Annotated in this window: 19 protein-coding genes; 10 read left to right on the plus strand and 9 right to left on the minus strand. The window is 61.1% G+C overall.

All coding sequences use genetic code 11. The features are described 5' to 3' along the window. Positions 1-460: 460 nt before the first annotated feature. Together U8U01_RS03820 and U8U01_RS03825 are read left to right on the plus strand one after the other, a co-directional pair. Positions 461-1,630 (plus strand): MFS transporter, encoded by a 1,170-nt coding sequence (locus U8U01_RS03820; RefSeq protein ID WP_322170804.1) that lies wholly within the window; start codon positions 461-463, stop codon positions 1,628-1,630. A gap of 200 nt (positions 1,631-1,830) precedes the next feature. Further along, entirely contained in the window at positions 1,831-2,460 is a 630-nt protein-coding gene (locus U8U01_RS03825) for a hypothetical protein (RefSeq protein ID WP_322170600.1), read from the plus strand. Between the two features lie 142 nt (positions 2,461-2,602). On the opposite strand, the gene lysS is transcribed toward U8U01_RS03825, so the two are convergent. The 9 genes from lysS to U8U01_RS03870 all read right to left on the minus strand — a co-directional run bounded on the left by lysS (position 2,603) and on the right by U8U01_RS03870 (position 9,749). After that, positions 2,603-4,105, minus strand: a complete 1,503-nt coding sequence (gene lysS, locus U8U01_RS03830; RefSeq protein ID WP_322170602.1) for a lysine--tRNA ligase — start codon at positions 4,103-4,105, stop codon at positions 2,603-2,605. Between the two features lie 87 nt (positions 4,106-4,192). Continuing rightward, complete coding sequence (gene greA / locus U8U01_RS03835) at positions 4,193-4,678, minus strand: transcription elongation factor GreA (RefSeq protein ID WP_322170605.1); 486 nt, start codon at positions 4,676-4,678, stop codon at positions 4,193-4,195. A 149-nt stretch (positions 4,679-4,827) separates the two neighbouring features. Beyond that, positions 4,828-4,983, minus strand: a complete 156-nt coding sequence (gene rd / locus U8U01_RS03840; RefSeq protein WP_322170607.1) for a rubredoxin — start codon at positions 4,981-4,983, stop codon at positions 4,828-4,830. Between the two features lie 20 nt (positions 4,984-5,003). Then, the gene (locus tag U8U01_RS03845; RefSeq protein WP_322170610.1) at positions 5,004-5,222 is read right to left on the minus strand and encodes a hypothetical protein; all 219 of its coding nucleotides are present in this window, start codon (positions 5,220-5,222) and stop codon (positions 5,004-5,006) included. A gap of 14 nt (positions 5,223-5,236) precedes the next feature. Next, entirely contained in the window at positions 5,237-5,779 is a 543-nt protein-coding gene (locus U8U01_RS03850) for an NADH peroxidase (RefSeq protein ID WP_322170613.1), read from the minus strand. A gap of 137 nt (positions 5,780-5,916) precedes the next feature. Next, a complete protein-coding gene (locus tag U8U01_RS03855; protein WP_322170616.1) occupies positions 5,917-6,393 on the minus strand; it encodes a GNAT family N-acetyltransferase in 477 nt (158 codons plus the stop codon). Next, a complete protein-coding gene (locus U8U01_RS03860; protein ID WP_322170618.1) occupies positions 6,368-6,796 on the minus strand; it encodes a Fur family transcriptional regulator in 429 nt (142 codons plus the stop codon). The genes U8U01_RS03855 and U8U01_RS03860 overlap by 26 nt, the downstream gene beginning before the upstream one ends. A gap of 67 nt (positions 6,797-6,863) precedes the next feature. Beyond that, positions 6,864-7,913, minus strand: coding sequence for a response regulator transcription factor (locus U8U01_RS03865; RefSeq protein WP_322170620.1), 1,050 nt, complete (start codon positions 7,911-7,913; stop codon positions 6,864-6,866). A gap of 21 nt (positions 7,914-7,934) precedes the next feature. Then, positions 7,935-9,749: a cache domain-containing sensor histidine kinase gene (locus U8U01_RS03870; RefSeq protein ID WP_322170623.1), complete on the minus strand. Its 1,815-nt coding sequence runs from the start codon at positions 9,747-9,749 to the stop codon at positions 7,935-7,937. A 240-nt stretch (positions 9,750-9,989) separates the two neighbouring features. Between U8U01_RS03870 and U8U01_RS03875 the strand changes: the two genes are divergently transcribed. From U8U01_RS03875 to murC, 8 genes are all read left to right on the plus strand, one after another. Beyond that, complete coding sequence (locus U8U01_RS03875; protein WP_322170625.1) at positions 9,990-10,949, plus strand: ABC transporter permease; 960 nt, start codon at positions 9,990-9,992, stop codon at positions 10,947-10,949. A 16-nt stretch (positions 10,950-10,965) separates the two neighbouring features. Further along, a complete protein-coding gene (locus tag U8U01_RS03880; protein ID WP_322170627.1) occupies positions 10,966-11,856 on the plus strand; it encodes a carbohydrate ABC transporter permease in 891 nt (296 codons plus the stop codon). Positions 11,857-12,136: 280 nt separating this feature from the next. Beyond that, positions 12,137-13,828, plus strand: a complete 1,692-nt coding sequence (locus U8U01_RS03885; protein WP_322170630.1) for a type 2 periplasmic-binding domain-containing protein — start codon at positions 12,137-12,139, stop codon at positions 13,826-13,828. A gap of 118 nt (positions 13,829-13,946) precedes the next feature. Further along, complete coding sequence (locus U8U01_RS03890) at positions 13,947-14,753, plus strand: MBL fold metallo-hydrolase (protein WP_322170633.1); 807 nt, start codon at positions 13,947-13,949, stop codon at positions 14,751-14,753. Between the two features lie 36 nt (positions 14,754-14,789). Beyond that, positions 14,790-15,611, plus strand: a complete 822-nt coding sequence (locus tag U8U01_RS03895) for a Nif3-like dinuclear metal center hexameric protein (RefSeq protein WP_322170636.1) — start codon at positions 14,790-14,792, stop codon at positions 15,609-15,611. A gap of 228 nt (positions 15,612-15,839) precedes the next feature. Then, positions 15,840-18,503 carry an FtsX-like permease family protein gene (locus tag U8U01_RS03900; protein WP_322170639.1) on the plus strand — a complete coding sequence of 888 codons (2,664 nt, stop codon included), beginning with the start codon at positions 15,840-15,842 and terminating at the stop codon, positions 18,501-18,503. 71 nt (positions 18,504-18,574) lie between these two features. Further along, on the plus strand, positions 18,575-19,258 hold the full coding sequence (locus U8U01_RS03905; protein WP_322170642.1) for an ABC transporter ATP-binding protein: 684 nt from the start codon (positions 18,575-18,577) through the stop codon (positions 19,256-19,258). Between the two features lie 130 nt (positions 19,259-19,388). Beyond that, positions 19,389-20,768: a UDP-N-acetylmuramate--L-alanine ligase gene (gene murC / locus U8U01_RS03910; protein WP_322170645.1), complete on the plus strand. Its 1,380-nt coding sequence runs from the start codon at positions 19,389-19,391 to the stop codon at positions 20,766-20,768. The last annotated feature ends 148 nt before the right edge of the window (positions 20,769-20,916 follow it).

The raw sequence follows: 20,916 nt of genomic DNA on the forward strand, positions 1-20,916 counted from the left end.
TAGGTAGGAAAATCCCGGAAAGCCGCGAGAGTGCTGGCTTTTTGGATTTGATTTATAGGGATGGCGTGTGGTCGTCAACGGTAGGGGCTTGGCAATTACCATTGATTTTGCCTTTCCCCTTGGCAAAATTGCTTTCACAAGGAGGTGTTGCGAGATGATGTACCTATTGCCTTTTTCCGCAGATGTTTTTGCTCCGTGCAAGGCCTAATTAGGACGATATTTGCGCGGAGCGTTTTCCCCATTTTAACGGGCGTTTATCGTCCACATGAGGCTTTGCATTCCATGTAACTACAACCATGATTGTATAAGGAGCAAAGCCATGAAAAATTTAATCGTTTTAAAAGAATTACGCAGCTTTTTACTTTTATGGGGTTCGCAGACTGTTTCCGAATTGGGCACCGCTATGAGCAGCTACGCGCTCATCATCTAGATTTATGGGCAGAAGGGGACGGCGTCCAGCATAACGCTTTTAACAATCTGCGCTTTTTTGCCGACTATTTTCTTCCGCTTTATAGCAGGGGCTTTGGCAGACCGCTGGAATAAAAAGCGCATCATGCTGTGCACTGATTTGATAGCGGCTTTCGGGACGGCCGCTGTCCTTGTGCTGTTTTCCTTTTCAGCCCTTATGGTATGGCATTTATATGTTATCAATATTTTGCTTAGTTTTATGAATGCCTTTCAAAATCCGGTTTCTTTTGTTGCCACCAGTTTGTTAGTGCCGAAAAAATATTATACCAGGGTTGGCGGGCTACAGAGTTTTTCCGGTTCGGCTATTTCCATTCTGGCTCCCGCATTGGGTAGCTGCCTGTTAGCCTTTGGCGGCATGACGGTGGTTCTGGTGTGTGACCTGGTAAGTTTTTCCGTCGCGTTTTTTATCCTGCTGTTCTTTATAAAGATTCCGGAAATAGAACAGCCGGAGGGGAAAACCCATGAGCCGTTTTTAAAAAGCTGCTTGGAAGGCATACATTTCTTGTGGGCGCACCCGGCCCTGGTACGGATTACGCTTTTCATTGCCTGTATCAATTTTCTTGCCAAACTGGGCAATGACGGGATGCTTGCCCCCTTTGTTTTGGGTAGGACCCGGAACAATCAGCAAGCGCTGGGTATGGTGCAAAGCGCCGTGTCATTGGGCTTGCTTGCGGGAAGTGTCATGGTTACGATGCTGAAACCCGCGAAGGACAAGCCAAAGGTCGTTTTTGTAACCACCGCTTTCGTTTTTCTAGGCAACATCGTACAAAGCCTATCCTTTTTGCCATGGGTTTGGTGTATGGCCGCCTTTGCATCTTATATACCGGCGGTCATCATGAACGCCAATTTAACAGCCATTTTGCGCGAACACATCCCCCTTGAGATGCAGGGGCGTGTCTTTTCCGCAAAGGATTCTTTGCAAAGCTGCACCATCCCATTGGGATTATTGGTAGGCGGCCTATTGGCAGACCATGTTTTGGAACCGTTTATGGCGGCGGATTCGCCTATGCAAACGATACTTTCCCATTTTTTTGGTTCGGGAAACGGGGCGGGAATAGCCGTTATGTTCTTTAGCGTAGGAATCCTTGGAATTGCCATAAGCCTTTCCCGTTTGAGAAAGCCGGTTTACAAAAGCCTCAATCGAAAAGATCCAAATCCATAAGTGGGTGGGGGGCTTTTATCCCTTTGACGAAACGGTGCCGGCGTATGGTGGCAGGCTAGCCGTCGAATGGCAAACGGCAACGCGTGGGCGTACATGGCAAAGGCCCGAAATGGGCACAAAAAGGGCCGGCAGGTTGCCATCAGGCTCTCCCGGCAACTATCATGAGACATACACCCATACGTATAAGGGGGCTGGGCAACGTGAAATTTGACAACGTATTTTTTATCAACGGGACCGCATACGCCGGGAAATCCACCATGGTAAAGCGGCTGGCCCAAAAGTACAACGGGATCGCCTGCGAAGAAAACTACCACGACGCCTTGGTACCCGGATTAGACAGCGGCCGGTTCCCTTGCCTGACCTACACAAGGGACCTCCCGGATTGGCACGATTTTGTCAGGCGCACGCCGGACGAATACGAGGCCTGGGTCAAGGGCGTGTCCAAAGAGTGCGAAGTTTTGGAACTCCAAATCCTGGAGAATATGGACACAGCAGGCAAGCCGGTTTTTGTGGACACCAATATTTCCCTTGAAACCCTCCACGAAATATCCGATTACAACCATGTGCTCATCATGCTGGCCGACCCGGACGTATCGGTGCGCCGCTTTTTTGAAAGGCCGGACAGGGAAAAGCAGTTTTTGTACCGGCTGCTTATGGAGGAACCCGACCCGGAACGCGCGCTGGAAAACTTCCGCCAGTGCCTGAAACGGGTCAACGCCCCTGCCGTGTACCACCGCTTTCTGCACGCCGGTTTCCGCGTTATTCTCAGAGATGAGCGCAGAAGCGTGGAGGACACCCTGGCTTTAGCCGGGCAGGCATTCGGGCTGTAAGCGTACAGAAATCTGGCAAGGGTGTTACAAAAGCAGGCCGCTTACCCCACAGCGGGGCAAGCGGCCTGCTTTTCTACCGGATCACAAAAAAGGGGGCAGGGCCGGGGTTGGGGCCCTGCCTCTCTTTTTTATATGGCCCCACTCAGTCCAGGGGTTTCATGGTGGGGAACAGCAGGACGTCCCGGATGGACGGGGCGCCGGTGAGCAGCATCACCAGCCGGTCCACGCCCATGCCCATGCCGCCGGTGGGGGGCAGGCCGTAGGACAGGGCGGTGAGGAAATCCTCGTCCACGTCGCAGGCTTCGTCATCCCCCGCCGCTTTCTGGGCGGCTTGGGCCTCAAAGCGCTGGCGCTGGTCAATGGGGTCGTTGAGCTCGCTGAAGGCATTGGCATACTCGCCGCCACAGATGAACAGCTCGAACCGCTGGGTGTACGCCGGGTTCTCCGGATCCTTCTTGGCCAGGGGGGAGATATCCACCGGGTGGCCGGTGAGGAAGGTGGGCTGCACCAGCTTGGCCTCGCAGAATTCCTCAAAGAACAGGTTCAGTATCTCCCCCTTCTTGTGGCGCTGCTCGTACTGGATGTGGTGCTCGTCCGCCAAAGCCCTGGCCTGCTCCAGGGTTTCCACCTGGCTGAAGTCTACCCCGGCGTACTGTTTCACCGCCTCCAGCATACTGATGCGGGCAAAGGGCTTATCCAGGTCGATCTGCACCCCGTCCCGCTCTACCTGGCCGGTGCCCAGCACCTTGTGGGCCACAAAGCGGATCAGCCCCTCGGTCTGATCCATCATGCCGTGGATGTCCGTGTAAGCCTGGTAGAACTCCAGCATGGTAAACTCCGGGTTGTGGCGGGTGTCCATGCCCTCGTTGCGGAAGTTGCGGCCGATCTCATACACCCGCTCAAAGCCGCCTACAATCAGCCGCTTAAGGTGCAGCTCCAGGGCGATGCGCAGGTACATATCCATATCCAGGGTATTGTGGTGGGTGATAAAGGGCCTTGCCGCCGCGCCCCCGGCCTGGGTGTGCAGCACCGGGGTTTCCACCTCCAAAAAGCCCTGGCCGTCCAAAAACTCCCGGATGGCGCTGATGATCCTGGTGCGCTTGACAAACACCTCCCTCACTTCCGGGTTCATGATCAGGTCCAGGTACCGCTGGCGGTAGCGGGCGTCGGTATTGGTCAGGCCGTGGTACTTCTCCGGCAAGGGCAGCAGGGCCTTAGAGAGGATGGTAAGGGCCGTTACCTTTATGGAGATCTCCCCCCGCTGGGTACGGAACACCTCCCCCTCTACCCCCACAATGTCGCCGATGTCCAGGGCGGCCTGCATGGCCTTGTAGGGGCCCTCCCCCATTACGTCGATCTTGGCGTACAACTGGATGCGCCCTGAGGCGTCCCGCAAATCCATAAAGGACACCTTGCCCATGCCCCGGCGGCTCATAATGCGCCCGGCCACGGTTACGGCCTTGCCCTCCAGTTCCTCAAAATGGTCAATGATATGCTGGGCGTGGGCCTCCACGTCAAAGCGGGTGTGCCGGTAGGGGTCCGCCCCCTCCTGTTGCAGCTTATAAAGCTTTTCCCGGCGGATGCGCAAAATCTCGCTCAGGTCCATTTCCTCCTGCGGGGCCTGCCCGCGCTGTTTCTCCTGCATAGTAACTTCCTCCCTTTGATTGGCCTGCCCGCCTGAAAGCCGGACGGCGTTGTTTCCCCGGGCCCTTCCTGCCTGGCGGCTGCCGGGCTATCTGGAAATGGTGACAACGGTGTAGCGGGCCAGCCCGGCGGGGGTATCCACCTCTACGGCCTGCCCTACCTTGGCGCCGATGAGCGCCTTGCCCACCGCCGACTCGTCGGAGATCTTGCCCCCCCTGGGGTCCGCCTCGTTAGAGCCCACAATGCGGAAGGCCCGCTCGGACGCTACGCCGGTGGGGGAAACCACGGATACCTCTACCTTAGAGCCGATGTGCACCGTTTCGTTATTCAGGCGGCTCTCGTCAATAACCACCGCGCCCTTTAGCATCACTTCCACGTCCGCGATGCGGGCCTCTACCATAGCCTGGTCGTTTTTCGCCTCGTCGTATTCGCTGTTCTCCGACAGGTCGCCGAAGGACAGCGCCACTTTTATTTTCTCCGCAACCTCCCGGCGGCGGACGGTTTTCAAATAGTCCAGTTCTTTTTCCAGGGCAGCCAGGCCCTCCTGGGTTACAAAATACTGTTTCTCTGCCATAACATATCTTTCCTTTCCCGCGGCATACCGCGCAGGCCCGCGGAGAACCCTCCGGGCCAATACTCTTAATTATACTTTCCCTGGGGGAAAATGTCAAGGAATACCCGCAAAAAGGAGGCCGGGCGCGTTGCCCGGCCTCCTTGGCCTACTTATTCCTTCTCAAAGGCGTCTTTGCCCAGCCCGCACAGGGGGCATACCCAATCTTCGGGCACGTCCTCCCAGGGGGTGCCGGGGGCAATGCCGTTGTCCGGGTCGCCGGCGGCGGGGTCGTACACATAGCCGCAGGGGCATACATACTTGTCCATCTCTTGCACCTCGTTTCCCTTTATTTTTTGCCAAACAGCCCGCCGACCAGGTCCCCGGCCTTATCCAGGTTGATCTTGGCCTTTATCCCGTCGGCAATCTGTTTTAGCTGCTCTTCCGGCAGGTCCACGCCCAAAAGCTTTTCCAGGGTGGGGATGGGCTCCTTCAAAAAGCCCTCCCGCAGGGCCTGGTCGTCTTTCAGTTTCCCTACCAGTTCTTCAATCTTTGCTTTGATGTCCATAGCTGCCACGCACCTTACCGGAAGTACCTCTCCAGCAGGCCCTTGAAAGCCTTGCCGTGGCGGGCCTCGTCCCGGGCCATCTCATGCACGGTATCATGGATGGCGTCGTGGCCCTGCTCCTTGGCCAGCTTGGCCAGTTGCACCTTGCCGTCGGTGGCGCCGTTCTCGGCGTCTACCCGCATTTGCAGGTTCTTCTTGGTGCTGTCCGTCACCACCTCGCCCAGCAGCTCGGCGAACTTGGCAGCGTGCTCGGCCTCTTCCCAGGCGGCCTTCTCCCAGTACAGGCCGATCTCCGGGTAGCCCTCGCGATGGGCCACCCTGGCCATGGCCAGGTACATACCCACCTCGGTGCACTCGCCCTGGAAGTTGGCGCGCAGGCCGTCCAGGATCTCCTGGCTAACGCCCTGGGCCACGCCAACCACGTGCTCGGCAGCCCAGTTCATGCCGGCGCCCTGCTCGGTGAACTTGGAGCCGGGCACGCCGCACTGGGGGCATTTTTCGGGGGGCGTGTCGCCCTCGTGGACATAACCGCAAACAGGACAAACAAACTTCTTCATAGTAATCATTCCTCCATCTAAGAGAGATTTATTCAAAGCGCGCAACAGCACCGCGGCATTTGACCGTTCCTTTACCCCGGCGGGCCTGCCGCCGGTAGTAGTATACCCATTTTTTCCAAAGATTCCGGCGGCCGGGTTTACAGGGGCCTGGCCGCCACGATCTCCTCCCCGCACATCTGGCCGTTCTCCACAAACCCAAACCGGTGGTACAGGGTCCGGGCCGCGGTGTTTTCCGGCTCGTAGCTCAGCCATACCTGTTCCGCGGGGCCGCAGGGCAGGGTACGCAGGTAGGCAAGGCTGGCCTGCAAAGCCGCCTTCCCCAGCCCTTTGCCCTGGTGTTCCCGGTCGATCATAAACCGCCACAGGCAGTAGTTGCCCTGCGCGGCGGGCGGGTCGTCCGCGTCCCCCAGGGCGCCATAGCCGAACATCACAAAGCCCACGGGCTCCTCCCCTTCATACAGGGCAAAGGGCAGGGCCGTATGCCCGCCGCTTACCGCCACATAGGCCTCGGCCAGGCTGGCCACATTGGGGGCCACAAAGCCCCGCTGGTCCTCCCGGACGGCCATGGCCGTCACCGCGTCCACATTGTCAAAGTTGATCTTCCGCAGTTCCATCCTGCTCCTCCTTTGGGATGCAATCCGGGCACAGGCCTGTATACAGTACGCTGACCCCCTGCACCCGGCAGCCCGTTTCGCCGGACACCGCGTCCAACTGGGCTTGCCCTGGCAGGCCCCGGAACACATCCACCACCCGCCCGCACCCGGCGCAGACCAGGTGGGCGTGGGGGGTAAGCTCCCCGTCAAACCGCTCGTACCCGCCGATAACCCCCAAACTGGCCGCCTGCCCGGTTTCGCACAGGCGGTTTAGGTTGCGGTACACCGTGGCCAGGCTCAGGTCGGGGTACTGGGGCTTTAGGCTGTTAAATACCCCCTCGGCGGTGGGGTGCTGGGTGGTCCCCCGCAGGGCTGCCAAAATGGCGGCCCGCTTGCGGCTGAAATTTTCCCTTTTCCCTTGCAACTGCCTCGCCCCTTTCCCTGTGCTGCCTATTCTACCACATTTTTCCTGTTTTGTAAAGTAGGAATCGTTATTCTTTTTTATCCCCTTCCCTGCCGGCAAACACGCAGCGGTACTGGTCCGGGGTCTGGCGCAGTTCCCGGCGGAACACCCGGCCAAAGTAGCTATAGTCGTTAAAGCCCACCATCCCGGCAATTTCCTTGATGCTCCTGTCCGTTTCCCGCAGCAGGCGGCAGGCAATGGCCAGCCGCAGCTTTTTCAGGAAGTTCAAAATGGTGTCCCCGGTGTTCTTTTTGAACAGGTCGCAAAGGTAGTTCTCCGAAAGGTAGAACCGGGAGGCCAGGTGGGACAGGGACAAAGCCTGCCCGTAGTGCTCGCCCAAGTAGAACTGTATCTTTGCCACCACCGGGTGGCCGGCGTACCGGAACCCGCCCCGGAACGAGGCAACGGCCTCCCGCACCATCTCCCCCAGGTCCGTGCCGTCGGGCCGGGGCAGGCTGCACCCGGCGGGGTTGGGCAGCCCCGGCCCCCTGGCGGGCGCAATGCAGAACCAGGCCGGGTAGCGCTGGCCGGCAATGTCCAGCGAAAGGCCCTGCCAGTCCCTGGGCAGCCCGGCCCCTGCCTCGGCCATCAGCACAAAGCAGCTATGTTCGGGCCCCGGGCAGCCCGGCAGGCAAGAGGCCGCCTCCCGCATCACCGCCGGGTCCCCCAGGTCCACCGCCAAAGCCGTACGGCCCCGCTTGCCGTCCAGCCGCCCTTTCAGCCGCAGCACGGTTTCCACCACCTCGTCCACGGCCAGGGGTTTTAGGATGTACCCCACCGCCCCGTAGGCAATGGCCTTGCGGGCCACCTCAAAGTCGCTGAAAGCGCTGATGATCACAAACTCCACGTCCAGCCCCTTCTGCCCCCGCACCTGGGAGATCAGGTCCATGCCGCTCAGGTTGGGCATACGTATGTCCGTGCACACCGCGTCCGGGCGCTTTTCCTGTATTTCCCGCAAAGCCTGGCGGGCAGAGGAGCAGCGCCCGCAGATATGGAACCCGTAGTCCTCCCAGTTGATGATCTGCTCCAGCCCCTCCAGCACCCAGGGCTCGTCGTCCACTAAAATCATCTCGTACATACCGGTCCTCCTTTCCCTCCGTCAGCCGTCGTAATCCTGCGGGCCCTTCTCAAAGGGCAGTACCATGGGTTCTTGGGGGATCACCAGCTCCACCACGGTAAAAAAGCCTTTTTTCGAGCGGAACCGGATGTGGAAGTGGCTGCCAAAAGTCAGCTTCATCCGGTGGTAGATGTTGTGCAGCCCAATGCTGCTGCGCCCTCCCTGGGGCTCGCCCACGCCCCGGCACATCCGCTCCTTCAGGGCTGCCAATTCCCCTTCGTCCAGGCCGGCGCCGTTGTCCGCTATCCGCACCACCAGCCGGCCCTGCTCCCCCCTATAGGCCTGTATAGACACCCGGCAGTCCGTTTCTTTTTCCACAAAGGCATGGTTCACCGAGTTCTCCACAATGGGTTGCAGCACCATAGAGAGCATCTGGTGCTCCCGTATCTCCGGCTGGGCCGAAACCTGTAGCCGGTACCTGCCCCGGAACCGGATGCGGATCACCTCAAAGTAGCTTTTTATATGGGACAGTTCCTGGGCCAGCGTCACCATGGTGCCCGCGTACAGCGAGTACCGGAAGGTCAGCGCCAGGGAGGACACCAGGGCCTCCAGGCTGCTTTCCCCCCGGCTATGGGCCATGGAGCGCATACATTCCAGGGTGTTAAAAAGGAAGTGGGGGTTGATCTGGCTGCGGTAGCCCATCATCTCCGCCTGGTTCTGGGCGTGTATGGCCTGGTACATCCGCTTTTGGGCCTGCTGCTCCTGCATAAAGGCCTCCTGTAGCCGGGCCAGCATATGGTTTACCGAGCGGGCTATGGTCCTAAGCTCCTCAAGCCGGGGCTCCCGGATGTGCACATACTCCGTCATGGCGGCGCTGCTGTTGATGTTGATGTCGCTGGTGATTTGCTGCACGCTTTTGTTGATGGACCGCACCAGCAGCATCAGCAGCAGGGAGAGCAGGCAGATGACCCCCACCATCAGCAGCATCACCGGGTTCATGGAGCGGAACGCCCGGGAGAATATCTCCTTTTCCGGGATAAAATAGATGAAGGCCCAGTCCCGCTCCGGCAGGGAGATCCGGGTGGTCAGGTAGGTGTCCGCCCCCCGCCGTAGCGAGTTCTCGTTTTCCGGCACCTGGGCCAGCATCTCTTCCTCCGCCTCCCCCAGGGGGCGGGTAGAGGACACCACCTTGCCCTGGTACAGCAGCGCGGCGGCGTCCGGGCTCTCCCGGCTGGCGGCCGTCACCCGGCCGGCCACCTGGTCCATATCGCACAGCAGCGCGGCCAGCATCTGGCTGGAGCGGCCAAAGGCCCCGGCCCGCCGGGCGTCGTACACCGGCAGCACATAGAACACCTGCCGCTCCCCCGCCCCGTCCTCCAGCAAAAAGAAGGTGGCGCTGCCCAAGGGCGCCCCTTCCATCAGCCCCTGTTCCTCCACCATGGTGTGGATGTCCTTGACCTGGTTGGTGTTGGCGTACAGGTACCGGCCGTTGCGGGCGTAAAGAAAGATGTTGGTGCAACTGTGGGAAAGGGGGTAGATGTTCTCCAGGTAGTTTAGCGCCGCCGGGAAACTCTTAATCACCTCCACCGGCTCCTCCGAGAGCATATACGCCTGCACCGAGGTGGCGTACCCCACCAGCCGGGCCACGTTCTCGTACTCGTCAAAGGTCTGGGACAAGGTGTCCTGCATCCGGCCGCCCATGTCAGAAAACTCTTCCAGCACCTGGGTGCGGGCGTTCTCCCAGGCGTTGTAAAAGGCCTGGCTTACCGTAAAGCCCATGCCCAAAAGCGCCACTGTCACACACAAAATCAGCCGCCCGCGCAGGGAGTACCAGCTTCTCCTGGCCCATTTTTGCATACCGCCCACACCTTTCGTGTTTTTTACCGGCCCCCATCCCCCGGCCCGCCTGTTATGGGAGTAATCTTACTATAAAATGCGCAAAAAAGATAGCCAAAACATGGCAAATATGGTCACATTCTGAACATCGTCCGATAGAATCCGAAGATTATTTCTGTATTGTGAACAAAATACGTGCTATCATAATTCCACAAACCGGGGATCCCTTGCAAAAAATCCACAAAGGAAGGTGACGCAACAATGGATATTCCCAATCGGGCCCAAAAGCCCGGCGGCGGTTTCCAGCAAGCAATGAAGCGGCTGGGGGCCGAGATCTGGAAAAACCGTGCCTTTTATACCCTGCTGCTACCGGGGGTGGTGTGGTACTTCCTGTTTGCCTATATGCCTATGGGCGGCCTCTCCCTGGCGTTTAAAAACTACAAGGCCAACCTGGGCATCTGGGGCAGCCCCTGGGTAGGGTTTACCAACTACGAGTATGTGTTCCGGGACGCGGCTTTCTGGCGGGCCCTGTGGCGCACGGTGTACATAAACCTGGGGCGTATGGTGTTCCAGTTCCCGGCGCCCATCATCCTGGCGCTGCTGCTCAACGAGTTCCGGCTTAAACGCTACAAGAAGGTGCTGCAAACCGTTTATACCTTCCCCCATTTCCTCTCCTGGGTCATTGTGGCCAGCATTGCCACCAATGTGCTGTCCCTAGACGGTATGCTCAACCAGGTGATCATGCTCTTCGGCGGCGAGCCCGTCAGTTTCCTGGGCAGCCCCAGCAGCTTTATCCCCATCCTGTATATCTCTGATATCTGGAAGTACGCCGGCTACGGCTCCATCATCTACCTGGCGGCCATCTCCGGCATAGACATGGACCAGTACGAGGCGGCGGACATTGACGGCGCCACCCGGCTGCAAAAGCTGTTCCACATCACCATACCCAACATCCTGCCCACCATCATTGTCATGTTCATTATGAGCACCGGGCAGATCATGTCCCTGGGCTTTGACCAGATCTTCAACCTGAGCAACGCCGCGGTCAAGCAGTCGGTAGAGGTGCTGGATATGTACATCTACCGCATCACCTTCCAGTCCTCAGCGGACTTCTCGTTCTCCACGGCGGTCAGCCTGTTCCGGTCCATCCTGAATATGCTGTTCCTGGTGCTGGCAGACCGGGGCTCCAAGCTGATGGGCGGCAACGGCCTGTTCGGTTAAAGGAGGGAGGATAACTATGGAAAACCCGCAGAAACTGCATAAAATAAAAAAGTTCGACGTTGTGGACGTGGTTTTGTTCCTGCTGCTTACGGTGTGGGGCTTGGCCATCCTGATCCCCTTCATCAATGTCATCGCGGTTTCCCTTTCCGGCTATAAAGAGTACCTGGAAACCCCGCTGATGCTCTTCCCCAAGCACCCAGAGTTCAAATCCTACGCCGACCTGATCGAGGACGGGCGTATCTGGATCGGCTACCGCACCACGCTTATCATCATTGCCATCGGCGTGCCCCTTAGCCTGTTCCTCACCACCTCCATGGGCTATGCCCTCAGCCGCCACCATTACCCTGGCAAAAAGGCCATCCTCATGCTGGTGCTGTTCACCATGATCTTCCACGGCGGCATTGTGCCCCTGTACCTGGTGATGAAGGACCTGCACCTGACCAACACCATCTGGTCGGTGATCCTGGCCTCTGGCATGAACACCTTTTACATGATCCTGATGTACAACTACTTCCAAAGCCTGCCCGACTCCCTGATGGAATCCGCCCGGCTGGACGGCGCGGGGGAGTGGACCATCCTGTTCCGCATTGTGCTGCCCCTGTCCCTGCCCATTATTGCCACGGTGGTGCTGTTCTATTCGGTGGACAAGTGGAACGAGTGGTTCAACCCCATGGTCTTTATCCGCAAGGGCAGCATACAGCCCCTGCAACTGGTGCTGCGCTCCATGATCCTGGACTCCCAGTTGCAAGACGAGCTCAGCGCCCAGGTGGCCATTGAGGAGCGCCCCTTCACCAACGGCATCAAGATGGCGGCGGTCATTGTTTCCATGCTGCCCATCATGTGCGTCTACCCCTTCCTGCAAAAGCACTTTGCCAAGGGCGTCATGGTCGGCGCCATCAAAACCTGATGCGCCCCCGCCAAAAAAGTTTAAAGTAATAACAACCAAGAGCAAGAAAACAAAAGAAGAAAACAAAAAATAAGAACACCCCCTGCCGGTCGAGCCGCCGGCCCCGCCCCACCACGGCGCCCAATAACGGCATAAAAGTCTTTGAAGATTCTTCGCCTTCATCTCCGATGAAGGCGGCCGCCGGAGGCGCACCGCAAGCAGGGTATTTGCCCAGCCGGCCACTTCGCCGGGGTTTCCCGGCGTGGCAGATACATCACAAGAATGAAAGGAAGGAAAACGAATGAAAACCAGCAAGAAAGTTTTAGCCCTGTTGCTGTGCCTGGCCCTGGTGCTGTCCCTGGCAGCCTGCGGCGGTGGCAACGAGAGCAGCACCGGCTCCTCCCAGGCCAGCAGTTCTTCCGCTGCCTCCTCCAGTTCCGACGCCGGGGACAGCGAGGCGTCTACCCCCGACGAAACCGCCGCCGGCGGCGAAGAGGGCGACTGGTTCGCCGGCCGTGACTTCAGCGAAAAGATGACCATCAACCTGGCCACCGTGCAGTTGGACGACGCCAAAAACTACAACGACTGCGACGAGTTCGTCAAGTGGTGGTCCGAAAAGTTCAACATCGAATGGGACCTGACCTCCCTGACTTTTGAAAACTGGGCCGAGCGCCTGCGCATCTGGATCAACTCCGACGATATGCCGGAGATGGCCGTCTGGAACTACGTCCACGGCGAGGCCGTGAACTACGCCGACCAGGGCCTGGTGAAGATGCTGCCCGACGACTGGAAAGAGAAATACCCCAGCCTGGCCAAAGCCCAGATGGACAGCGGCATGGCCGAGTTTACCGAGGAGCAGTTCGGCGGCACCGCCTACCTGTTCCGGCCCATCTACTCCAACAACCGCCCTGCCGATAAGGTAGCCACCCACACCTCCGCCTATGTGCGCAAGGACTGGGCCAAGGCTGCCGGCGTAGAGGTCAGCGAAACCATGAAGGTTTCCGAGCTGCTGGACGCCGCCGCCAAAATCAAAGAGGCCAACCCCGGCAATGTGGACAACTTCTACCCCATCCGCGTACGTACCGGCGGCCTGATGGCCCTGATGGACTTCCAGTACACCTACGCCGGCACCTCCGACAACCTGCCCTTCTATAAGGGCGAGGACGGCCAGTACCACTGGGGCGCCGCCGACCAGGAAACCCTGGAGGCCCTGAAGGTCATGCAGAAGGCCTACAAAGACGGCCTCATCGACCCCGAATTCTACACCATCCAGTCCCCGGACGACTACGGTATGTTCATGAGCTCCGGCACCTCCGCCATCTGCATCGGCGAGGGCATGGTCGGCACCATGACCGACTTTGACTCCCACCTGCAAACCGACCAGCAGACCAACTTCATGGACGCTGTCCAGGTGGTGGTACCCCTGGGCGAGGACGGCAATTACCACGCCAAAAACCGCACCAACTACTGGGGCGCCAACATCTTCTCCCCCCATATCGACGACGCCAAGCTGGACCGCATTTTGCAAATGATGGACTACTCTTGCACCGACTACGGCCAGTTGCAGGTTCGCTGCGGCCTGGAGGGCACCGACTGGCAATATGAGGGCGAAGAGATCGTTTCCCTGCTGGGCGAGGAAGAGGTGCTCAACGACAAGTACGCCATCCACCCCGTTTACGGCAATCTGATGGTGCTCAGCGACGACTTCCAGTTCCTGAACCCCTCCTTCAAGGCTGAGTTGCGGGAGATCGGCAAAAACGTCCATGTGCTCCACGAGAAGGTTTCCTCTGAGGAGAGTTTCCCCAGCGAGATCGACTGGACCGTGCAGCTCCACGACTCCCAGGCCCTGAACCTGGCCTCCATGACCTACGCCGACGAGTACGCCGCCATCCTGGTGAAGGACGGCGACCTGGAGGCCAACTGGCAGGCTTGGGTCAATGAAAAAATGCCCCTTATCCAGCCCGTGCTTGACGAACTGAACGCCAAGGCGTAAAATAAAAGCCATACACGGCAGGCTCTGCGGCAAAAGCCGGACCCACGGGGGTTCGGCTTTTGTCAAAATATACACCCTATACACCCATCTTACACCCTTAGGAAAGGAAGGTACCCCTATGTGCACATTGGAGATCCGCCCCGTTAAAGAAGGCATCTGGAACTTTGTGGAGGTGCAGGCCATGGGCAACAACCCCCAGCAGCGCCACGAGATCGACGCCTACCTGATCTGCGGCCAAAACCGCGCCATCATGTTCGACACCCTGCAAAGCGTGCGGGGCCTGTATGAAAAAGTCCGGGAGCTCACCAGCCTGCCCATTGACGTTGTCATCTCCCACGGCCACGGCGACCACTACGGCGCCGCCACCGGGGAGTTCCTCTCCGCCGGCTGCCCGGTGTACCTAAACCACGGGGACTGGCCCCTGCTCACCCAGCCCGACGGCCAGCCCTTCCCCGCCGGGCATTTTCAAGAGCTGGAGGACGGCCAGGTGTTTGACCTGGGCGGCCGGGTGCTCACCGCCATGCTGATGCCCGGCCACACCCCCGCCGGGGACGTGCTGCTGGACCAGGCGGAGGGCCTGGTCTTTACCGGCGACGCCATCGGCTCCGGCCACTTCTGGATGCAGCTTCCCACCAGCGTCACCATCGAAGAGCTGCTGCCCGCTGTGGAAAAACTGGCGGCCCAGATCAAGGCATGGGGCAAGGACGTGCTGATCCTGGCCGGCCACCGCTACCAGTCCCCGGTACCCCTGACCTTTGGCTATGTGGAGGACGTGCTCCACCTGCTGCGGGGCCTGCTGGACGGCACGCTGCAAGGGGAAACCATGTCCATGGACCTCCATGGCCGGCATATCGACTGTTGCACCATTGCCCACGGCGGTATGCTGGGGATGCTCTATGACCCCCAGAAAATCCACCGCGCCTAAGCCCCCACCCACCACCATAAAAAGGAGGACCCCCCTATGAAGATCGCGGAAATCATCGCAAAGCTGGAAGCCTTCCACGCCCCCCTGCCCCAGCGGGAGCACCCCACCGTAGACCGGGTGCTTTTCGGCGACCCGGACAAGGCCTGCACCGGCGTCGCCGTCACCTGCTGGGCCTCCGCCGCCGTTATCCGGCAGGCCGCCCAGCAGGGCTGCAATTTCATCATCGCCCACGAGCCCCTTTTCTTCGACCACCTGGACAACCCGGATTGGCTGGCGGAGAACCGGGTCTACCAGAAGAAAAAAGCCCTGCTGGAGGAAACCGGCATGGTCGTCTACCGGGACCACGACCATGTGCACAACGACGACCCCGACCGGATCTTCACCGGCGTGGTCAAGGCCCTTGGCTGGGCCGGTTACCAGGAGGGCCATGACTTTATGGCCGGGGTGCGGTTCGTGCTGCCTGCGGCCATGCCCGCCCGGGAGGTCGCCCGCCACGTTTCCCGCACCATGGGCGTCCACGGTATGCGTATGTGGGGCGACCCGGATACCCCTGTCCAGACCGTGGGCTTTTCCGCCCACTTCCTGGCCGGCCCCGGGGACAAGGCCGCCATCAACCAGATCGACCAAAGCGGGGTAGACATGGTCATCCCCGGCGAGGTCATCGACTGGACCATCGGCGAGTACATCATGGACGCGGAAACCCTGGGCTTTGGCAAGGTGCTCTTAAACCTGGGCCACTTTAACTGGGAGGAGCCCGGCATGGAGGACATGGCCCGCTGGCTACCCGATGTAATCGGCCCCGGCGTGCCCGTGCAGTTCATCAAGTCCGGCGACCGCTTTACCTTCTTGGAATTCTAACCCCTGCCCCATACAGCCCCCTGCCGGGAGGCGGCCGCACCCCTGCGGCCGCCTCCCGGTTTTTTGCCCTTTCCTGCAAGCACAGCCCTGCCTTTTTGCAAAAAACCGTGCTTTTTCCCGCTAAAAGGTTGACCCTCCCCCCACTTTTATGGTATAATATGGCTGCCGGATGGCCCGCGCTGCGGGTTATCTTTTTTACAGGCAAATCCTACTCTGGGAGGCATGGTTATGAACAGAGCGCTTTGGCAGTTAGCCGCCGCCGGCTTGCGGCGCAGGAGGAAAAGCACCCTGCTGTTGTTCGCGGTGCTGATGCTCTCCTTTGCCTTCTCGGCGCTCTCCCTGTCCGTCACCGAGAGCATGGCCCGCACCAGCGAAGACGCCTGCCTGGACACCTACGGCCGGTGGCAGGCGGCCATTGCCAACGCCAGCAGCCTGGATGAGGAGTTTTTGCACAGCCAGCCCTGGCTGGGGGAACTGGGCGTCACCAAATGCCTGGGCCTTGTGGACGGCGACGCGGGCATCGGCACGGCAGACGATGCCTTCACCGCCCTGGGCCGCATCCGGCTACAGGCCGGCCGTATGCCCCAGGCCGAGGACGAGGTGGCCATCGAGGCCGGCCTGCTCCACCGGCTGGGCTATGACTTCACCCTGCTGGACCAGGTGGTCACCCTGCCGGTCACGGTCTATACCCGCAACAAACAGCCCCTGCGGGTGGATATCGACTTTAAGCTGGTAGGCGTCATCCACGGCTATACCCAGGTGTGGACGGTGAACCACCGCTCCTATTCCAACGATATGCCCCTGCTGAACCGGGCCCTCCTCTCCCCCGAAGGCGGCGCCCGCCTGCGCGCCCAGGCCGCCGGCCTTACAGAGGGCGCCGACCCCTCCACCCGGCTGGCCGCCCACAAGCCCCGGCTCACCTACACGGTGCGGCACCTGTTCTTTACCTTCAACGCCCCCCTCGAGGAGGTCATGCAGGCCGTCACCGGGCATTTCCGCGGCGTCCACGGCCTTATGCGCAACTCCATGCAACTGAACACCGGCGCTTACGGCGAGAGCATGGACAACCAGTTCACCTCCAATGAGGACGGCCAGGACAGCGCCACGGCCCTGCTCTACACCGGCCTCATCTTCGCCTCGGTGCTGCTGGCCGTGCTGTGCATCTACGCGGTACAAATGCAAAAGCAGGTGCGCCAGTTCGCCCTGTTCCGCAGCATCGGCATCACCCGCGGCCAGTTGCGCCGCATGATGCTCTTCGAAACCCTGCTGCTCTGCGTGCCCGCCGCCCTGCTGGGGGCAGGGGCCGGGGCGCTGGGTACCTGGGCCACCTTCAGCCTGCTGGCCCGTTTCGGCTCCACGCCGGTCACCACCGTCATCCCCTGGGCGCTGCTGGGGCCGCTGGCCCTGGTGTGGCTGCTGGGGGTGCTCCTCACCCGGCTGGCCATCCTGCAAATCGCCCTGCGGGAGCCCCTCACCGGCCGGGTGGCCTCCGGGGGCAAAAAGGCCCGCCGCTACCGCCGCTTGCGCACCCTGATGGCCGGCGGCCTGTCCGGGCTGCTGTGCGGCACGCTGGTCTTTGCCACGGTAGAGAGCCTCCCCCCCTGGCAGCAGTTGGGGGTGGCGGGGGCCTCCCCCTCCTACCTGGTCTATGCGGAAACCGCCCCCATCACCCAAAGCCGCCTGGACGCCTGGCTTTCCCTGCCCGGCCTTACCGGCGTCCGGGCCCTTACCCAGTTGGAGGGCCTCCTCACCTACCCCGGCGCCCCGGATTCCCCCGCCTTCCAGTCCGCCCTTGCCTGTATCCGCAAGGGTGATGCTGTCACCGGCTCCCCCAACCGGGGCCAGGTGGACGGCCAGGACGCCCTGGGCGTGCGGATTTTCGTCCTGCCCGACGGCCATTGGGACGATTTCCTCCCCCTCACCGGCTCCGGCCTGGACCTGGAGGCTTTCCGGCGGGGGGAGCAGGTGGCCCTCTCCTTCCCCCAGGAGCCTGACGGCAGCTACTACATGGACTGCATCGTCCACAAAAAAACCGTAGAGCGCAACCGCCGGGGGGAGTCGATCATGCAATCCTACTACGCCCACCGGGACGTTTCCGACCTCCGCCTAACCCCCGGCGGCCGGCTCACGCTCCAGTTCGCGGAGGAGATCTACCGGCCGGAACTGGGGGCCATTGTGCCCGTGCCCACCGGCACGGACGCCACCGCCCTGTACCTGGACCGGTCCATTTACGTCCTCTGGTGCTCCGAGGCCTTTGCCCACACCCTGCTGGGCAGCTCCCCCGGCCTTACCTATGCCGAGGTATTCGCCGGCCACACCGCGGAAACCCTCTCCACCGGCCAGGTGCTCAAAGAGATGGTCCAGCGGCAGGGTTTCGGTTTTGTCGACCGGCGGGAGGCCTTCTCCGCCGGGGTCCAGGCCCCCCTGCAAAGCCTGATCCTCCAGCTCTCCAGCGGCGGCTGCATTGCCCTTTTGCTCCTGCTGGTGCTCAACAACGCCCTGGCCATGGAGGCCCAGCGGCAAAAGCGCGACTACGGCGTCCTCCAGGCGCTGGGGATGTCCCGGCGGCAGCTATGGCGCCGGCTGCTGGGCAAAGCCCTGGGCCGGGGCCTGCTGGGGGCCGCGCTGGGCTGGCTGGTCTGGGCAGGCTATGCCGCCGCCCGGGCAGCCCGGCTGTACTACGGCCAGCTTACCGCCCCGCTGGCCCTGCGGCACACCCCCGCCTCCGCCCTGCAAGAGGTCCTTTGGCGGTACCTGGGGGCCGGGGCGGGGGCCGGCACGGCCCTGCTGCTCACCCTGCTGGTGGCGGCCCTGGTCACCGGGGCCTCCCTCTACGCCAGCCGGGCCCTGTTCCAGGGGGACCTGATGAAAAAACTGCGGGGCGGGGAATAACCCCTCCCCCTGCCCACAAACCGCCCCCGCCCGCCTCCGGGAGGGGCCGCGGCCAGGAAAGGAGCCTGTCTATGGAAGAGAAAAAGATCATCCTGCGCGCCGAGGAGATTACCAAAACCTACCACACCTCCTCCGGCGAGGTGCACGCCCTCAACGGCGTCAGCCTGGCACTGGAGGAGGGCCGGTTCTACGCCATTATCGGGCGCAGCGGCTCAGGCAAATCCACCCTGCTGCACATCCTCAGCGGCCTGGACCGCCCCACCACCGGCCGGGTCCTGATAGACGGCACGGACATTTCCAGCTACTCCGACGAACAGATGGCCATCTTCCGCCGCCGGCACATGGGGTTCGTGTTCCAGCAGTTCAACCTGCTGGACGACTACACGGTGCTCCAAAACATCGCCATGCCCATGAAACTGGACGGCCGCAAGCCAGACCCCGGTTTCCTCAGCCAGGTCACCGGCCTGCTGGGCATCACCGCCAAGCTGGACAAATACCCCTCCGAGCTCTCCGGCGGCGAGCAGCAGCGGGCGGCCATAGCCCGGTCCGTGCTGGCCAAGCCCCACCTGATCTTCGCCGACGAGCCCACCGGCAACCTGGATAAGCGCTCCGGCGAGGACACCCTCGCCCTGCTCAAAGACTGCGCCCGCCAGTTCGGCCAGACCCTGGTGGTGGTCACCCATGACCTGGAAATCGCCCGCAAAGCCGGCTGCACCATCCAAATCGACGACGGCCGCATCGCCTCCCCCGCCTGACCCCTCCCCCAAAAAGCGCCCCTGTCCCCCCCCCGGACAGGGGCTTTTGCAAAAAAGCCTTTCTTTTGCGGCCAGTTTGTACTATAATAGGTACCAGCAACCGGTCAAGGGACAAGAAAGGAAGTTTATCATGAATCAGCAGCCTAATCTATTGGACAGCGTCCAGCGCCTGCACTTTGTAGGCATTGGCGGATCGGGGATGTGCCCCATGGCCGAGATCCTCCTGCGCCGCGGCTACCAGATCACCGGCTCCGACCAGAACGAGTCCGACACGCTGGAGCGGGTAAAAAGCTGGGGGATCCCTGTCTATCTGGGCCACCGGGCCGAAAACATACAGGGCGCCCAGGCCGTGGTGTACACCGCCGCCTGCAAGCCCGACAACCCCGAACTGGCCGCGGCACGGGCAGCCGGCGTCCCCACGCTGGAGCGCTCCGTCATGCTGGGGATGCTCACCCGCCGCTACCCCCAACTGGTGGCGGTTTCCGGCACCCACGGCAAAACCACCACCACCGCCATGCTGGCCCAAATCCTTTACCAGGCCGGCCAAGACCCCAGCGCCATCATCGGCGGCAAGCTGCCCCTGGTGGACAGCAACTGCCTGGTAGGCCAAAGCGGCACCATGGTCTGCGAGGCCTGCGAGTACGTGGACACCTTCCTCCAGCTCGCCCCCGCCATCTCCCTGATCCTCAATATCGAGCCGGACCATCTGGACTACTTCGGCACCCTGGAGAACATCGTCCGGTCTTTCCGCCAGTTCGCCACCCAAACCACCCGGCGGCTCATTGTCAACGGCGCCGACCCCCAGGCCATGGAGGCCGCGGCCGGCCAGGCCGGCAAAGAGCTCCTCACCTTCGGCCCGGACAGCCGTTTCGACTACTACCCCACCGGCCTCAGCGAAGAGCCCACCGCCTGCGAGGCCTTCACCCTCATGTTCCGGGGCCAGCCCCTGGGCCGGGTGCAACTGGCCGTGCCCGGCCGGCACAATATGCTCAACGCCCTGGCCGCCGCCGCCGCGGCCCACTCCTTGGGGGTAGCCCCCGGGGATATCTGCGCCGCTTTGGGGCAGTTCACCGGGGTGCACCGCCGTTTCGAGGTCCTGGGCAAGTTCCGGGGCGTCACCGTGGCCGATGACTTCGCCCACCACCCCACCGAGCTCACCGCGGTGCTCAGTTCCGCCATGCGTATGGGGTACCGGGAAGTCTGGGCGGTGTTCCAGCCCCACACCTTCTCCCGCACCTACACGTTTTTAGAGGACTTCGCCCGGGCCCTGTCCATCCCCCAGCATCTGGTGATGACCGAGATCCTGGCCGTGCGGGAGGAAAACACCTGGAATATCCACACCAGCGACCTGGCCGCTAAAGTGCCCGGTAGCCGGTGGTTCGGCAGTTTCCAGGAGATCGCCGCTTATGTCATGGCCCACGCCCAGCCCGGCGACCTGATCCTCACCCTGGGCGGCGGCGACATCTACCAGTGCGCCAACCTGATCGTAAAACAGTATCAGGCCGAATAACCCCCCACCCAAAAAGCGCCGGGTACCCCCCGGCGCTTTTTTCCTTGCCTTTTGGCCCCTGTTTGGCCTCTGGCAGCTTAGGGGCGTTGCCCCTAAGAACCCCACCACCTTTGAAAAGGTGGACGAAACTTTTACCATTTGTTCGCCG

Source organism: Acutalibacter caecimuris (genome assembly GCF_034335085.1).
GTDB lineage: Bacteria > Bacillota > Clostridia > Oscillospirales > Acutalibacteraceae > Acutalibacter > Acutalibacter caecimuris.

Coding starts and splice junctions, on each gene's coding strand:
- lysS (WP_322170602.1), bottom strand. CDS start 4,105: ATGCAGGAGAAACAGCGCGGGCAGGCCCCGCAGGAGGAAATGGACCTG.
- greA (WP_322170605.1), bottom strand. CDS start 4,678: ATGGCAGAGAAACAGTATTTTGTAACCCAGGAGGGCCTGGCTGCCCTG.
- rd (WP_322170607.1), bottom strand. CDS start 4,983: ATGGACAAGTATGTATGCCCCTGCGGCTATGTGTACGACCCCGCCGCC.
- U8U01_RS03845 (WP_322170610.1), bottom strand. CDS start 5,222: ATGGACATCAAAGCAAAGATTGAAGAACTGGTAGGGAAACTGAAAGAC.
- U8U01_RS03850 (WP_322170613.1), bottom strand. CDS start 5,779: ATGAAGAAGTTTGTTTGTCCTGTTTGCGGTTATGTCCACGAGGGCGAC.
- U8U01_RS03855 (WP_322170616.1), bottom strand. CDS start 6,393: ATGGAACTGCGGAAGATCAACTTTGACAATGTGGACGCGGTGACGGCC.
- U8U01_RS03865 (WP_322170620.1), bottom strand. CDS start 7,913: ATGTACGAGATGATTTTAGTGGACGACGAGCCCTGGGTGCTGGAGGGG.
- U8U01_RS03870 (WP_322170623.1), bottom strand. CDS start 9,749: ATGCAAAAATGGGCCAGGAGAAGCTGGTACTCCCTGCGCGGGCGGCTG.
- U8U01_RS03875 (WP_322170625.1), top strand. CDS start 9,990: ATGGATATTCCCAATCGGGCCCAAAAGCCCGGCGGCGGTTTCCAGCAA.
- U8U01_RS03880 (WP_322170627.1), top strand. CDS start 10,966: ATGGAAAACCCGCAGAAACTGCATAAAATAAAAAAGTTCGACGTTGTG.
- U8U01_RS03885 (WP_322170630.1), top strand. CDS start 12,137: ATGAAAACCAGCAAGAAAGTTTTAGCCCTGTTGCTGTGCCTGGCCCTG.
- U8U01_RS03890 (WP_322170633.1), top strand. CDS start 13,947: ATGTGCACATTGGAGATCCGCCCCGTTAAAGAAGGCATCTGGAACTTT.
- U8U01_RS03895 (WP_322170636.1), top strand. CDS start 14,790: ATGAAGATCGCGGAAATCATCGCAAAGCTGGAAGCCTTCCACGCCCCC.
- U8U01_RS03900 (WP_322170639.1), top strand. CDS start 15,840: ATGAACAGAGCGCTTTGGCAGTTAGCCGCCGCCGGCTTGCGGCGCAGG.
- U8U01_RS03905 (WP_322170642.1), top strand. CDS start 18,575: ATGGAAGAGAAAAAGATCATCCTGCGCGCCGAGGAGATTACCAAAACC.
- murC (WP_322170645.1), top strand. CDS start 19,389: ATGAATCAGCAGCCTAATCTATTGGACAGCGTCCAGCGCCTGCACTTT.